Here is a 17,341-nt window from a genome sequence, read left to right as displayed (position 1 = left end):
GTCGTACGCCCTTTTCCAACGGGCAGGACATCCTTGTCCTGCAATCCCCCTGTCAATCCCGTGCCAGCGCTTCGATCGGATCGAGCTGTGCCGCGTTACGTGCGGGTACGAAGCCGAACACGATGCCGATCAATGTCGAGCAGATAAACGCAGTGACAATCGAGCTCACGGAGAACACCATCTGCCATTCCTTGACCAGCAGTGAAAACACATAGCCGATCACGAACGACAGGCCGATGCCGATGACCCCGCCAATCAGGCAGACCATCACCGCCTCCACCAGAAACTGCTGACGGATATCCGCCTGGCGTGCCCCGACTGCCATGCGAATGCCAATCTCACGCGTCCGTTCCGTGACCGACACCAGCATGATGTTCATCACCCCGATACCGCCGACCGCCAGCGAGATCACCGCAATCAACGACAGTAACAGCGCCAGCGACTGGCTGGTCTTCTGCACCGTTTGCATCACGCTGTCGAGGTTGTAGGTGAAGAAGTCCTTGGTCCCGTGACGCTTTTGCAACAGCTTGTTCACGTTGTCCTCGACCACCTTGCTTGGCTGTCCGTCCTTGACCCGCACGGTGATACCGTCCAGGTAGGTCTGACCCAGAAGGCGTCCGGAGGCGGTTTCGTAGGGCATCCAGATATTCAGGTTCTTGCTGGTGTCGAAGATGTTTTTCTTGTTCTCGGTCACGCCGATCACCGTGCACGGCAGGTTACCCACCAGAATCACCTGGCCCAGTGGATCGACCTTGGGACCGAACAGGCGAATCCGCGTGTTGTGATCGATTACTACCACCTGTGCCTGCCGCCGGGCGTCATCCTTGTTGAACCCCACCCCCAAGCCCATTTTGGTGCCACGCACCTGGAAGTAACTCGGGCTGACCCCGCTCACCGTCGCCGAGACGTCGATGTTGCGGTAGCGCACCAGCAGGTTGCGGCCGATATTCGGCGTGGCGCTGTCGATGTAGTACTCACTGCTCAACGCCGTCACATCGGACAGCGCCAGGGTCTGGATATCCATGGACTTGGTGTCGCCAAAGTCACTGCCGGGGAACACCTCTATGGTATTGCTGCCGATGGCCTGGATGTCCTTGAGCACATAGCGCTTGGCCCCTTCGCCGATCGCAACGATCGACACCACCGAGGTGATGCCGATGATGATCCCGAGCATGGTCAGCAGCGTGCGCATGCGATGCGAGATCAGCGCCACCCACGCCATGACGAAGGCCTCCTGGAACAGGCCGATGTTGGCCATCAGCCGGTTGCCCTGCCTGGGTTTGCTCGGCAGGCGCTCGGTGGTTTTTTCGTTGACGATCGGACGGTCAGTGTTGACCCGGTCGGCGATGATCTCGCCATCACGCATTTCGATGATGCGCTCGGCGTGCGCCGCAACCTTCTCGTCGTGGGTTACCAGGATCACCGTGTGCCCGGCGCTGTTGAGCTCGAGGAGGATATTCATCACCTCCTTGCCGCTCACACTGTCGAGGGCTCCGGTGGGTTCGTCAGCCAGAATGATCTCGCCGCCGTTCATCAAGGCCCGGGCGATACTCACCCGCTGCTGCTGGCCGCCTGACAACTGGCTTGGCCTGTGCTCCAGATGCCCGGACAATCCCAGGCGCTCAAGCAGCTTCTGCGCGCGCTCCACACGCATGCTTTTACCGGTGCCTGCGTAGATGGCCGGCATTTCGACATTCTGGATCGCCGCCAGGTGCGGCAACAGGTGATAACGCTGAAAAATGAAACCGAAGTGATCGCGGCGCAGCTCTGCCAGCTCATCATCGGTCAGCGTACCGGTTTCACGCCCGTCGACCTTGTAGCTGCCGCTGTTGGCGTGGTCCAGGCAACCCAGCACGTTCATCAGCGTTGACTTGCCGGAGCCCGAGGCCCCGGTAATGGCAACCAGTTCGCCGGCATTGATCGTGAGGTTGATGTCATTGAGCGCGATGAAGTCCTTCTCGCCGGCGACGAAACGCCGGGTGACACCCTTGAGTTCCAGAAGAGCTCGACTCATGGTCAGGCCCCCGCTGTCGCTGGTGTGGCCGACGGTTCACCGATCACCACCTGGTCACCCTCGGCAAGGCCGCTCTTGATCTCGACCCGCACGTTGTTGTTGATGCCGGTCTGCACATTGCGGCTCTGGGCCTGGCCCTGCGCGTCCACCACGCGTACCGGGAAGCTGCCGTCGCCGTTCTTGTCGCCCAGGGCCGCAACAGGCACAGTCAATACGTCCTTGGCCTTTTCACGCACGATATGCACTTGGGCGGTCATCGAAATACGCAGACGGTGATCAGGGTTGGGGACGTCGAACAATGCGTTGTAGAACACCGCACTGTTCGGCTTGCTGGCGGTGCTGGATTGTGCATCCAGGAAGTTTTGCGGTGCTGGCTCCGTGCCCTTCAGCTTGGCGTAATAGCGTTTTTCGGCATCGCCGAGAATGGTGAAATACACCTCTTGCCCGGGGGTGATATGAATCACGTCGGCCTCGGAGACCTGTGCCTTGACAGTCATGGTGTCCAGATCCGCCAACTTGAGAATCACCGGTGTCAGTTGGCTGGCGATCACAGTCTGACCTTCCTGCGTCACGATACCCACCACATCACCGCTGATCGGCGCGACGATACGGGTATAGCCCAGGTTGATCCTGGCGGTCTCGATCTGAATTCTTGCGTCGCGCACCTGTGCCTCCAGCGACCGCAGGTTGGCACTCCGGACCTCGAAATCCGATTGTGCCGTATCGAAGTCCTTTTGCGAGATTGCGTCATCCGCACGTAATTGCTTGTAGCGTTGGTAAATGGCTTTGGCGTCCTTGAGCTGCGCCACGGCCGCGTCTTTCTGGGCGATCAGGTTCTGTTCGTTGACCTGCGACTGGCGCAGGGTGTTCTGCAGCACCACGGGATCGATTTCCGCCAGCCACTGACCTTGTTTGACCTTGTCGCCCAGATTGACCTTCAGGGACTTGAGCTGGCCCGAGACCTGCGAGCCGACGTCAACCTGCTTGATGCCTTGCAGCACACCGCTGGCCAGCACCGAGTTTTCGATGTCGGTGCGTTCGACCTTGGCGGTCAGGTACTCCGGAGCCTTTTCCGGAGACTGGACGCTGTAGGCAATACCCGCTGCCAGAACCAGCAGCACGACAACGATGAGCACTTTGCGAAACTTCAACTTTTTCATAGAAAGCCACGAATGTGTTGAGAATTGACCCGGCGATAGACCGCCGGGCTTGAAGAAACGGCGTTATTGACGGGGTAGCCACCAGTTCGCCAGATGCTGTACATGCTGCGCCTTGAGAATGGTGAAATGGTTGCCCGGCCCACGCCAGACAGTGAGATCCGGAGCACACTGGCGCCAGCCGCTGACCATCGCCTGCTGTTCGCGCTGATTGCCCGCCGCATCCAGCACTGGGTCATCGGCCAGCACCAGACGCACCGGCCCGGAGTAGATCTGCGACGGTTGATAACGTGTGCGCAACGCCGTACCGAAAGCCCGCGCAGGCCCGCGCATCGCGTCCGGCGAAGAACGCTGTGGCAACATCCCTGCCCGCACCATCCCGGCATGCAACAAGCGCATCTGACCGACATCGTCCTGGGTCCGGAAGGCCGTACGATCGATGCCCAGCGACTTTCCCGCAGCCAGTTCCATGGTCTCGATCAAGCGTTCCAGTACGCCTATCGCGGTGTAAGGTTTGCCCACCACGCCGTTGCCGCCCGGTGACTCACTGTCGATCAGTGTCAGCGAAGCCACTTCTCGGCCACGTGCCGTCAGGCGCTGGGCCATTTCAAAGGCCACCCAGCCGCCGAACGAATGACCGAGCAGATGCACCGGCCCCTCGGGATGAGTGCTGTCGAGTGCTTGCAGATACGCTTCGGCGGCGGTTTCCACCAGACTGTAAGGCACCGTGCGGCCATCCAGCCCGCGCGGTTGCAGCCCGTGGATCGGCCAATACGGGCCCAGTGCCTCGGCCAGGCCGATGAAACCGGTCACACTGTCCCCTGCCCCCGGGACACAGAACACGGGCGCATGATCGCGGCGTCCGCCCTGAATCGTCAGCAACGGCCGGTGGGCGTTGTCAGCCCCCCGTGGCCGATCGGGCAGATCAGTCAACGCCTGGCTGATCGCCTGACCCAAGCCCTCGATATGTGGCGGCTTCATCATGCTCAAGTGATCGCCCACGACCTTTATACTGCGCAACTGACTGACGGGCAGTACGCTATCCCAACCCAGGTAACCGCTGTGTTTCTGTGAGTTGGGTTCCCACTCACTGGCAGTGAACAGGTGCAGCGGCACGCTGTTGGGGTAAACCGTGTAATTGGCCTGCGCATGACCGTGAGCCACCTCTCGGTCGAGGTACTGGCAAAGACCCTCGTTCGTGTAGATGTCCAGCTCCGGCGGCAGCGCACCCTGCTCACGGCAGTGCTGCAGAAGCCCGGCGAAATCAAAGGCCTGCCGGTTTGCACGCACTCGCTCCAGGGCTTCCAGAGCCTGCGCGCATTCGCCTCGGGCTTTCCAGAACTGCTCGCAGTGTTCCAGCAGGTGCTGACGGTGGGCGGTCTGCAGGTCCCAACGCTCGCGACCCTGATCCACCAGGCGCGGCATGTAGGTGTCGAGCATGCCGATAAACTCCACCTCCTCGTCCATGCCCTCCAGCTGGATGGCGATTTCGTAGGCCAGAAGCCCTCCGAACGACCAGCCCGCCAGGCGATAAGGTCCGTGCGGCTGCACGCTGCGCATCGCACCCAACAAGCGCGTTGCCAGGCATTCCATGGTCAGCAACTGTTCCTGACCGAGCGGGATGCCGCTCAACCCGTAGACCGGAATGTCGCTGTCGATGTGTACCGCCAGCGCCGCGAAGTGCACATCCTGGCCGGTGAACTCGTGGACCAGGAACAGCGGACGCTGGTTGCCGGTGGTGCGCACCGGCACCAGTTGCTCATGAAGCTGCGCTGCAACCTCTTCGCCGCGGCTGCCCAGCAGGCTGGCCAGGGCCGCCACGCTGGCGTGCTGGAAAACGTCGGCCAGAGACACCGGCAAGCCACTCTGTACCAGTTGGTTGACCAGTCGTACCGCCATCAGCGAGTGACCGCCGAGATTGAAGAAGCTGTCATGACGTCCCACCTGTTGCAATTCAAGTACTTCCGCCCAGGCTTTTGCCAGATGAATCTCCAACTCCCCTGCCGGGGCTTCAAACGTTCGGCTCACGAACTGATCCGCTGTCGGCGTTGGCAGTGCCTGGACATCCACCTTGCCATTGAGCGTCAGCGGCAAGTCTGGCAGGCAGATGAATACGCTCGGGACCATGTATTCCGGCAAGCTGGCGCTCAGTTGTGCACGCAGAGCCTCCGGCTCGGGTGCTTCAACGTCAGCGTGCACGGTGTAGTAAGCCACCAGACGCGTGTCGCCCGGGCTGTCTTCGCGGGCCACTACCACGGAGTTACGCACGCCATCGCACCCATGCAGGCTGCTTTCGACTTCCCCGAGCTCCACACGGAAGCCGCGGACCTTCACCTGGCCATCATTGCGCGCCAGGTATTCGAGGTTGCCGTCCGGCAACCAGCGCGCCAGGTCGCCGGTGCGATAGAGACGCGCGCCCGCCTGCTGACTGAACGGATCGTCGCTGAAGCGTTCGGCGGTCAGTTCCGGGCGATTCAGGTAGCCAAGCGCGACCCCGACCCCGCCGATGTAGATCTCGCCGACGCTGCCCATCGGCACCGGCTCGCCGCACGCGTCGAGCAGATAGATGCGCACGTTGGCGTTGGGTTTGCCGATCGGCAGGCTCAGGGTTCCCGGCTGCACATCAAACACTTCGTAACGAGTGGCGCACGTGGTGCCCTCGGTCGGGCCGTAGCCGTTGAACAAGCGCATTTGAGACGAGTGCTCCCGTACCCGGCGGAACGACGCCGGATCCGCCCGTTCGCCACCGCACTCCAGCATGCGCAAGCCTGCCAAAGCTTCGGGAATCAACCCGGCATACAGATTGAACAACGCGGTCGAACTGAACATCACCGTCACCGCATGGCGTTTGAGCAAGGCCGCAAAGGCTGCCGGCTCAAGCAACACGGAAGGCTCGACGATTATCGACTGGCCGCCATTGAGCAATGCACCCCAGATCTCCGGGCTACTGGCGTCGAACGCCGGGTTGGAAGAAAACGCCACGCGGTCATCGGCACGGAAGTCGTAGTTGTCCCGCACCAGCCGCACAATGCCGTTGTGGGTCACGATCACGCCCTTGGGCAGGCCGGTGGAGCCGGAGGTGTAGATGATGCACGCCGGGGTCTCGCCTGCAGCTTCATCTGCAAGCACGACTGGCCCTTGACTCAACGCTGATAGATCCAGGGTGTCCAGATCGAGTCTCTGTGTCAGGTCAGGTGCCGTCAGTTCGCTGCGGGTCAGCAACAGGGTTGCTTCGCTGTCCTCGAGCATGAAGCGCAGACGCTCTTCGGGAGCCAGGCGATCCAGCGCCAGGTAAGCCGCGCCGCACTTGAGCGTGGCCAGCATACTGGTCAACAGTTCCACCGAACGATCCAGCAGGATCGCCACTCGGGTTCCCGCGTGCACGCCGTGTTGGCGCAAGTGCTGAGCCAGGGCGTTGGCGCGGCTGTCGAGTTCGGCGTAGGTCAGCGTCTGCTCACCCTGACGGGCCGCAAGCGCCTGAGGTCGAGACGCTGCATGCGCCTCGAAAAGGCGATGCATCAACTGACCCTCAGGGTAAGCGCGGTCGGTTGCATTAAGACCGGTCAACAGATGCTGACGCTCGACTGCATCCACCAATGGAACGTGTTCCAGTATGTGTTGTTCATTGGCGACCATAGCTTCCAGCAGGCGCTGGAAATAGCCCAGGTAACGGTCCATGGTGCTTTCGTCGAACAGCGCCGTGGCGTATTCCAGCGTGCCGATCAACTGATCGCCGACCTCGGTCATGTCCAGCACCAGATCGAACTTCGCCGTGTGGTCGTTTACCGCTACGCCTTGCAGGTTCATGCTGCCGAGCGACAGGTCGGACGTTTCGTTGTTCTGCCAGGACAGCATGGCCTGGAAGATCGGGCTGTGGGACAGGCTGCGTTGCGGACGAACCACCTCGACCACCTGTTCGAACGGCAGGTCCTGATGGGTCTGCGCTGCCAGCGTCTGACGCTTGACCTGCTGCATCAACGCTTCGACGCTGGGTGCGCCGGACAGATCGACGCGTATCGCCAGGGTGTTGACGAAGAACCCGATCAGGTCCTCCACTTCGGCACGCAGGCGGTTGGCCACCGGTGTACCGATCACCACATCGTCCTGGCCGGCCAGACGCCCCAGCAGCGAGGCCCATGCGACCATTACGGTCATGAACAGGGTGCTGCCATGTCGCTGGCTCAGGCCCTTGAGGCCGCTGGTCAGCTCTGCATCAAGCACCAGGCCGCGAACGTTGCCGCTGTAGTCCTGTTGTGCCGGGCGTGGCCGGTCGGTCGGCAAGGTCAGCAAGGCTGGCGCGCCACCCAGGGTCTGCTGCCAGTACTGACGCTGTTGCTGCAGCACTTCGCCGCTCAGCCAGTTGCGCTGCCACACGGCATAGTCGGCGTATTGCACCGGCAAAGCGGGCAGCGGATCCTCGGCACCGGCACTGAACGCCGCATAGAGCGCACTCAGCTCGCGGGTCAGCACATCCGCGGACCAGCCGTCGGAGACGATATGGTGCATCGTCACCAGCAACACATGATCGTCCTCGGCCATGCGCACCAGGCGTCCCCGTACCAGCGGACCGTTGAGCAGATCGAAGCCCTCGTTGGCCTCTGCAGCGGTGATGGCGAGCAGTTGCTGTTCAGCATCCGCCTGCCCGGTCAACACCTGCAGTTGCAGGCTGAAACCGATACCGGCAGGAGCGATGCGCTGCACCGGATCCTGGTCCTGCTCTTGCACAAAGGTCGTACGCAGCACTTCGTGGCGGGCGACGATACGGTCCAGCGCTCGCTCCAGCGCAGGGTTATCCAGAGTGCCACGCAGACGCAGCCCTGCCGGAATATGGTAAGCCGCGCTGCCGCCTTCCAGCTGCGCGAGGAACCACAGACGCTGCTGAGCAAACGACAGCGGCAAGGCTTGATCACGGGACACCGGCACGATAGGCGGCTGGCTGCTGCCTTTGGCGTCGGCGAGTATGCGTGCCATGGCGGCCAGTTCCGGCTGGGCAAAGATATCCGCCAGGCCCAGCTCGACGCTCAACTGCTGGCGCACTTGGGAAATCAGACGCATCGCCAGCAGCGAGTGCCCGCCCAGTTCAAAGAACTGGTCGTGACGGCCCACCTGTTCCAGATCGAGCAGGTTCTGCCAGATCTGCGCCAGCGCCAGCTCTGTGGCCCCTTGCGGCGCCACGTGTTCGCGGCTGGCAAAGGCATCGGCTTGCGGAGCCGGCAACGCCTTGCGGTCGAGCTTGCGGTTCGGCGTCAACGGCAGTGCATCAAGCAGCACAAACGCGCTCGGCAGCATGTACTCGGCCAGTTGCGGTGCCAGTTCGGCGCGCAGACTGGCGGCATCCAGGTTCGCTTGTGGCTGTGCAATCACGTAGGCCACGAGGCGTTTTTCGCCGGGAGTGTCTTCCCGAGCGATCACCACCGCTTCCTTGACCCCGGCGCAATTGCCCAGGCGGGCTTCGATTTCGCCCAGTTCGATACGGAAACCGCGCACCTTGACCTGGAAATCGTTACGCCCCAGATATTCAATGCGGCCGTCAGCCATGTAGCGTGCCAAATCGCCGGTTTTGTACATCCTGGAATCAGGGCTGCTGCTGAACGGATCCGCGAGGAAACGCTCGGCGTTGACCTCGGCAAGGTTCAGGTAGCCGCGTGCCACGCCATCGCCACCGATGAAGATCTCACCAGCCACGCCATAGGGCACGGGCTGCTGATGGGCATCAAGCAGGTAGATGCGGGTGTTGGCCATCGGTTTGCCGATGGTCGCGTTGCCACTGCCTTCGCTGCCGGCCACAGCATCATGGCTGACATAAGCCGCGGTGCAAGAAACGGTTGCCTCGGTTGGACCATAGGTGTTGATCAGGCGAGTATGCGCCGGGCGCACCTCGTCCCAGAGCTTGAGCTTCTGCGCCGACAGCGCATCACCCGTGACGTTGATCAGGCGCACCTCGGCCAAGCGTTGTTCGGCAGCCTGAGGCTGGTTGTGCCACTCGGCCACCAGCGTGTGCCAGTGCGCGGCGGTCAAGTGCAGGACCGTCGGATGAATGCCGTGAGTTTCAAGACCTTCGTTGCCGAAGATCTCGCGGCTCGGAGCCAGGGTGGCACCCGCCAGCAAGGCCGGGAAGATTTCCTCCACCGACAGGTCAAAGTTCAGGGTGTTCTGTTGCAGCACGGTGTCGGTTGGCGCCAGGCCAAAAAGCCGCGCCGCATCGACGCTGTAGTTGACCAGGCCGCGATGTTCGATCATCACGCCCTTCGGATTGCCCGTGGAGCCCGAGGTGTAGATCACATATGCCAGATTGCGCACGCTGAGGGCTTCCACCACCGGGTTGTCGTCACGCTCGGTAAAGGTTTTGCGCTGATCGCTGTCGAGCAACACCAGTGGCAAGGTCAGGGTCGGCAAGCGCTTGCGCAGATCACGCTGGGTCAGCAACGCCGCTGGCTGGCTGTCGGTGATCATGTAAGCCAGTCGCTCGGCCGGATAGGCAGGGTCCAGCGGTACATAAGCCGCCCCTGCCTTGAGCACACCGAGCAGGCCGACCATCATTTCCACACCGCGCTCGACGCAGATCGCCACCCGGTCGTCCGGGCCGATGCCCAGGCCGATCAGGTGATGAGCCAGACGGTTGGCCTGACGGTTCAATTCGGCATAGCTCAGGCGCTGCGCCTCGTGGACCACGGCGATAGCGTCGGGCTGTACCTGGACCTTTTCTTCGAACAGCTGGTGAATCGTGCAGTCTTGCGGGTAAGGCACATCGGTAGCATTAAGGTCGACCAGCAGATGCTGGCGCTCCGCCTTATCGAGCAACGGCACCTGCTCCAGCAACTGGCGGTCGTCGGCGACCATGGCTTCCAGCAAGCGCTGGAAGTAGCCCATGTAACGCTGCAGGGTGCTTTCGTCGAACAGTGCCGTGGCATATTCCAGCGTGCCGATCAGTTGATCGCCAACCTCGGTCATGTCCAGCGTCAGGTCGAACTTGGCCGTATGGCCAGCCACTGCGACGCCCTGCAGGTTCATGTCGCCAAGCGCCAGATCGGATGTTTCGTTGTTCTGCCACGACAACATGGCCTGGAAAATCGGGCTGTGGGACAGGCTGCGTTGTGGGCGAACCACCTCAACCACCTGTTCGAACGGCAGGTCCTGATTCGCCTGGGCGGCCAGGGTCTGCTGTTTGACCTGCTGCAACAGGCTTTGGACGCTCGGTGTACCCGAGAGGTCGACGCGCACGGCCAGGGTGTTGACGAAGAACCCGATCAGGTCCTCCACCTCGGTACGCAGGCGGTTGGCCACCGGCGTACCGATGACCACGTCGTCCTGACCGGCCAGACGTCCCAGCAACGCAGCCCATGCGGCCATGACCGTCATGAACAGGCTGCTGCCATGACGCTGGCTCAGCGCCCTGAGGCCACGCGTCAGGTCGGCGTCGAGGACCAGGCCGAGCAACTGGCCGCTGTAGTCCTGTTGCGTCGGGCGTGGCCGGTCGCTCGGCAAGGTCAGCAAGGCCGGCGCGCCGGCCAGAGTCTGCTGCCAGTACTGGCGCTGTTGCTGCAGCACGTCGCCGCTCAGCCAGTTGCGCTGCCACAGCGCGTAATCGGCGTATTGCACGGGCAATGCTGGCAACGGATCCTCGGCGCCTTGGCTGAACGCTGCATAGAGCACGCCCAGTTCACGGGTCAACACGCCAGCGGACCAGCCGTCAGAGACGATGTGGTGCATGGTCACCAGCAAGACATGGTCATCATCGGCCAGGCATACCAGACGTCCACGCACCAGTGGGCCGTTGAGCAGATCAAAGCCCTCTTCGGCCTCTTCTGCGGCGATGGCGAGCAGTTGTTGTTCCGCGTCGCCCTGCCCGGTCAGCACCTGCAGTTGCAAGTTGAAGCCGATATCGGCTGGAGCGATGCGCTGCAGCGGATCCTGGTCCTGTTCCTGGACAAAGGTTGTGCGCAATGCCTCATGGCGCGCAACGATACGGTCCAGCGCGCGCTTCAGTGCGTCCTGATCGAGCCTGCCGCGCAGACGCAGACCGGCTGGAATGTGATAAGCCGCACTGCCGCCGTCCAGCTGCGCGAGGAACCACAGGCGTTGCTGGGCAAACGACAGCGGCAAGGACTGATCGCGGGACACCGGCACGATGGGCTGCTGGCTGCTGCCGGCAGCGTGTGCCACTACCTGAGCCAGCGCCGCGAGTTCCGGCTGGGCGAAGATGTCCGCCAGGCTCAGCTCGACGCCCATGCGCTGACGCACCTGGGAAATCAGGCGCATTGCCAGCAGCGAGTGCCCGCCCAGTTCGAAGAAGTGGTCATGACGCCCTACTGCTTCCAGGTTGAGCAGGTTCTGCCAGATCTGCGCCAGGGCTTTTTCGCTGGTGCCTTGCGGGGCGACATGTTCGCGACTGGCAAAGGCGTTGTCCGCTGGAGCTGGCAAGGCCTTGCGATCGAGTTTGCGATTCGGTGTCAGCGGCAGTGCATCAAGCAGCACGAACGCACTTGGCAGCATGTACTCGGCCAGTTGCGGCGCCAGTTCGGCGCGCAGTCTGGCGGCATCCAGGTTTGTTTGTGGCTGGGCGATCACGTAGGCCACGAGGCGTTTTTCGCCGGGATTGTCTTCCCGAGCGATCACCACCGCTTCCTTGACCCCTTTGCAGCTACCGAGACGCGCTTCGATTTCGCCCAGTTCGATACGGAAACCGCGCACTTTGACCTGGAAGTCGTTACGGCCCAGGTACTCGATACGGCCGTCGGCCATGTAGCGTGCCAGGTCACCGGTCTTGTACATCCGGGCATCAGGGCTGTTGCTGAACGGATCAGCGAGGAAGCGCTCGGCGTTGACCTCTGCAAGGTTCAGGTAACCGCGTGCCACGCCGTCGCCACCGATGAAAATCTCACCGGCCACGCCGTATGGTACCGGCTGCTGATGGGCATCGAGCAGGTAGATGCGGGTGTTGGCCATCGGCTTGCCGATGGTCGCGTTGCCGCTGCCTTCGCTGCCGACCGCAGCGTCGTGACTGACGTAGGCCGCGGTGCAGGACACCGTCGCTTCGGTCGGCCCGTAAGTGTTGATCAGGCGAGTGTGTGCCGGGCGCACCTCATCCCAGAGTTTGAGTTTCTGTGCCGACAATGCGTCACCTGTGACGTTGATCAGGCGCACCTCGGCCAGGCGTTGTTCAGCAGCCTGCGGCTGGTTGTGCCATTCGGCGACCAGGGTGTGCCAGTGAGCGGCGGTCAAGTGCAGGACGGTCGGGTAAATGCCGTGATTTTCAGTGCCCTCACTGCCGAATATCTCGCGGCTTGGCGCCAGAGTCGCACCGGCCAGGAGTGCCGGGAAGATCTCCTCCACCGACAGGTCGAAGTTAAGGGTATTTTGTTGCAGCACCGTGTCGCTCTGGGACAGGCCAAACAGCCGCGCCGCATCGACGCTGTAGTTGACCAGGCCTCGGTGTTCGATCATCACGCCCTTCGGATTGCCCGTGGAACCCGAGGTGTAGATCACATACGCCAGGTTGCGCACGCCGAGTGTCGGTACGACCGGGTTGTCATCGCACTCGGCGAAGCCCTGGCAATGCTCGTCGTCGAGCAATACCAGCGGCATCGACAGTGCAGGCAAACGCTCCTGCAAGCCGCGCTGGGTGAGCAACGCCGCCGGCTGGCTGTCGTTGATCATGTAGGCCAGGCGCTCGGCCGGGTAAGCCGGGTCCAGCGGTACGTAGGCGGCACCGGCTTTGAGTACACCGAGCAGCCCGACGATCATTTTCACTCCGCGTTCGACGCAGATCGCCACTCGATCATCCGGACCGATGCCCAGGCTGATCAGGTGGTGAGCGAGACGATTGGCCTGGCGGTTCAGTTCGGCATAGCTCAAGCGCTGCGCCTGGAAGGCCACGGCGATGGCGTCGGGCTGTGCCTGGACCTTTTCCTCGAACAGCTGATGAATCGTGCGATCTTGCGGGTAAGGCACGTCGGTAGCGTTAAGGTCGACCAGCAGACGCTTGCGCTCCGCGGTATCGAGCAGTGGTACGTGTTCCAGCACCTGGCGGTCATCGGCGACCATGGCGTGCAGCAAACGCTGCAGGTAGCCCAGATAGCGGGCGATGGTGCCTTCATCGAACAACGCAGTGGCGTATTCCAGCGAACCGAACAACTGACCCTGGGCTTCGCCGATGTCCAGCGAGAGATCGAACTTGGACAGCGTATGGCCCGCGCTCAGGCTCTCCAGTTGCAGATCGCCAAGGGCGAAATCCCCACCGCCCATGTCCTGCCAGCTGAGCATGGCCTGGAACACCGGGCTGTGCGACAGGCTGCGCACCGGCTTGATCACTTCCACCACCTGCTCGAACGGCAGGTCCTGATGGTCCTGGGCGCCTAACGTGTTGCTCTTGACCTGCGCCAGCAGCGTTTCTGCCGTGGGCTTGTCGCTGAGGTCGACGCGGATCGCCAGGGTATTGACGAACAGGCCCACCAATCCTTCGGCTTCGCTGCGTGTGCGGTTGGCCACTGGCGTGCCGATGACCACGTCGTCCTGGCCGGACAGCCGCCCCAGCAGTGCAGCCCAGGCGGCCATGAGGGTCATGAACAGGGTGCTGCCGTGACGTTGGCTCAATGCCTTGAGGCCGCGAGTCAGGTCTTCGTCGAGCACGATGGGCAGCACCGCGCCGGTATAGTCCTGCTGTGCCGGACGCACCCGGTCGGTGGGCAACATCAGCAGCGCCGGAGCGTCTGCCAGGGTTTGCTGCCAGTAGTCGCTTTGTTGCTGCAGCAGATCGCCGCTCAGCCAGCGACGCTGCCACACCGCGTAGTCCAGGTATTGCAGCGCCAGTGGCGCCAACGGGTCGTCCTGGCCCTGACTGAATGCCGCGTAGAGCGCCGCCAGTTCACGGGTCAGCACGCCAATTGACCAGCCATCGGAAACGATGTGGTGCATGGTCAGCAACAGGACGTGATGGTCCTCGGCCATACGGATCAGGCGGCCTCGGATCAATGGGCCCTGTTCCAGATCGAAGCTTTGCAGCGACTCCTCACTGGCCAGTGCCTGAAGCTTCTCTTTGGCATCCACCAGCCCTTGCAGATCGTGCAGTTGCAGGTTGAAGCCCGCATCCGCCGGGCTGATCCGTTGCAATGGTTGTTCGTCATCGCCCTGAATGAAGGTGGTGCGCAGACCCTCGTGACGCGCCACGATACGCTCCAGCGCTCTTTGCATTGCCGCGCGATCCAGCTCGCCCCGCAGGCTCAAGCCGACAGGCATGTGGTAGGCCGCACTGGCACCTTCCATCTGGGCGAGGAACCACAGGCGTTGCTGGCCGAACGACAATGGCCAGGCCTGATCGCGTGCCACCGGTACGATATCCGGCAGGATGCTGCGTCCGGCCTGGGCGATGGCCAGTGCCAGTGTGCTCAGTTCGGGGTGGGCAAACAGCGCGGCCAGGCTCAGTTCGACGCCCAGTTGTTGACGAATTTGCGAAATCAGGCGCATCGCCAACAAGGAGTGACCGCCCAGCTCGAAGAACTGGTCGTGACGGCTGACGCGTTCAACCTGGAGCAGGTCGCTCCAGATTTGCGCCAGCAGGGTTTCGGTTTCGCCTTGGGGGGCTTCGTAACCACGGCGGATCAGTGCATCGGCTTCCGGTGCTGGCAGTGCCTTGCGGTCCAGCTTGCCGTTCGGCGTCAGCGGCAGTGCGTCGAGCAGCACATAGGCTACCGGGATCATGTAGGCTGGCAGTTGCTCCTGCAGCCAACCGCGCAGGCTGTCGATGTCTGTCGAAGCCTGCTCTGCGCTCAGGGTGTAATAAGCCACCAGACGCTTGTCACCCGGAACATCTTCGCGAGCAGCCACCACTGCTTCATGGACGGCCGGGTGTTTGGCCAGGCGTGCATCGATCTCGCCCAGCTCGATACGGAAGCCGCGGATCTTCACCTGATCGTCGTTACGACCCAGGTATTCGATATTGCCGTCTGGCAGGTAGCGCCCCAGGTCTCCGGTGCGGTACATGCGTGCCGCTGGCTGTTCGCTGAACGGGTCCTTGAGGAAGCGTTCGGCGGTCAGGTCGTCACGGTTCAGATAACCCCGTGCCACACCGGCACCGCCAATGTAGATTTCACCGCTAACACCCAGTGGAACAGGCTGCTGTTGCTCGTCCAGCAGGTAAAACTGTGTATTGCCCACTGGTTTGCCGATGTGAGCTGCGAAGCCGTCTTCGCGGTTCATCGCCACCCAGCTTGAGTACGTAGTGGTTTCCGATGGGCCGTAGAGGTTGCACAGGCGCTGCACGCCGGTTTTTTCGAACAGATTTTCCACGAGGCTGCGTTTCAGCGCTTCACCGGCCACGTTCACCGTATGGACCGATTCCGGCAACCCATCAACGTCCAGCAGTGCTTTAAGCGCCGACGGTACGGTGTTGATCAGGCCGATATCGTGCTCGCCGTGTTGCAGTTCAAGCACATTCTTGACGATTTCGATGCTGCCACCCGAGGTCAGCGGTGCAAAGCACTCGTAGACCGCAAGATCGAAGTTCAGCGAGGTGGAGAACAGCGTTTTTTCCAGTGCAGAGCCGTAAAAAGCCGCGTGCGCCCAGGTCAGGAAGTTCACGGTGTTGCGATGTTCGATCATCACGCCTTTCGGCAGGCCGGTCGAGCCCGAGGTGTAGATCAGATACGCCAAGTGCGCCGAGGTCAGCTCAGGCACCTGCGGATTCTGGACGGATTGGTCCTGCCAATCGCTCAGATCAAGATTGATGACAGGTACTGATTCGTCGGCCAGCAAGCCCTGAGTCGCGGTTTGCGCCAGTACTGCGGCCGGAGCGCTGTCCTGCAACATGTAAGCAATACGTTCCGCTGGATAGGCCGGATCCAGTGGCACGTAACCGCCGCCCGCCTTGAGGATCGCCAGCAACCCGACGACCATCTCCACGCCGCGCTCTACACAGATCCCGACCCGCGAATCCGGCTGAACGCCCTGCTTGCGCAAGGCATGGGCCAGGCGGTTGGCCTGTTCGTTAAGCTCGCGATACGTCAGACGCTGCTCGCCGTGGACCACAGCGAGCGCCTGAGGCGTGCGTTCGACCTGTGCCTCGAACATCCCATGGATGGTCTGCTGCTGCGAGTATTCCAGCGCGGTAGCGTTCAAGCCATACACCAGATGCTCACGCTCCGCGGCCGACAGAACCGACAAGCCTGCCAGCGGCACCTCGCCGGACTGCTCCAGTGCGCTGACCACATTCTCCAGAGTGGTCTGCACATACGCGCAGACGCGTTGCGCGTCGATGCTGGCACTGGCTTGAATCGTTAAACTGAAGCCCGTTCCCTCATCGTTTACTGAAAGGGTCAGCGGATAGTTGGTGCGCTCTTCGCCGCGCAGGCTTTCGATGCCTTGCCAGGCGTCCAGTGTCTGTTGGTTGACCTCAGCGGCGATATGTCGGTAGTTGAGCAAAGCGCTGAACAGCGGCGTCGAAGCGGACACGCCACTGCAACGCTGGGCCAGTACCAGCGAGGCGTGTTCATGGGCAAGCAGCCCACTGAGCCTGGCGTGGGTAGCCTTCAGACTGTTGCGCACGCCCTGCTCGCCCAGCGTGACACGCAACGGCAAGGTATTGATGAACATCCCCAGCGCTCGGTCAGACCCGGCACCGCCTTGCAGGCGGCCAAGCAATACAGTGCCGAAGACCACATCATCTTCGCCTGACAAGGCGCCCAGAACACGAGCCCATGCCAGGTGATACAGACTGGCGGAGCTGACCCCGAACTGGCGGGCCTGCACGCGCAGGCGGCGGCTCAGGTCCATGTCGACCTGTAGGCGCGCTTCCTCGATACCGCGCCCGTCGCCCTGCACGTCCTGCAGACCAAACGGCAGCGTCGGCTCATCGATGTCACCGAGCATGTCGCGGAAAAACGCTTCGTGCTCTTCTCGGCTCACGCCGAGCATGGCCTGCGCTACGTAATTGCGATAAGGCACGGACGGTGGCAGCGAGGCTTGCTGTCCGAGCATGTATGACTCGATTTCGCTGGTGAGAATGCGCAGCGACGTGGCGTCGTCCACCAGGTGATGGAACAGCAGCATGCCCAGCCAGCGGTCGTTCTCCGCGTCATGTGCATAACCGATGCGTAGCATCGGTGCCTGACGAATGTCCAGACGCGTGTGGCGAGGGTCCAGACGTTCCAGCAGTTGTTCGGCGATATCGCCATCG

At 62.2% G+C, this 17,341-nt stretch carries 3 protein-coding genes (1 of these 3 cut by a window edge); all 3 read right to left on the bottom strand.

Translation table 11 applies throughout. The features are described 5' to 3' along the window. Nucleotides 1-52: 52 nt before the first annotated feature. A complete protein-coding gene (locus LCH65_RS17195) occupies nt 53-2,014 on the bottom strand; it encodes a MacB family efflux pump subunit (RefSeq protein WP_003433892.1) in 1,962 nt (653 codons plus the stop codon). Between the two features lie 2 nt (nt 2,015-2,016). Then, the gene (gene macA / locus LCH65_RS17190; RefSeq protein WP_060707782.1) at nt 2,017-3,174 is read right to left on the bottom strand and encodes a macrolide transporter subunit MacA; all 1,158 of its coding nucleotides are present in this window, start codon (nt 3,172-3,174) and stop codon (nt 2,017-2,019) included. 63 nt (nt 3,175-3,237) lie between these two features. Then, a protein-coding gene (gene sypC / locus LCH65_RS17185) for a syringopeptin non-ribosomal peptide synthetase SypC (protein WP_226439662.1) crosses the window boundary here: on the bottom strand, nt 3,238-17,341 show its 3' end. Its footprint extends 26,495 nt past the window's final position; only the last 14,104 of its 40,599 coding nucleotides appear in the window; the start codon falls outside the window, past its right edge — the gene reads right to left on this strand; the stop codon is at nt 3,238-3,240.

The sequence above is a fragment of the Pseudomonas sp. MWU16-30316 genome, assembly GCF_020515645.1.
GTDB classification, from domain to species: Bacteria; Pseudomonadota; Gammaproteobacteria; order Pseudomonadales; family Pseudomonadaceae; genus Aquipseudomonas; species Aquipseudomonas cerasi.
This window is presented reverse-complemented; position numbering and strand designations above follow the sequence as displayed.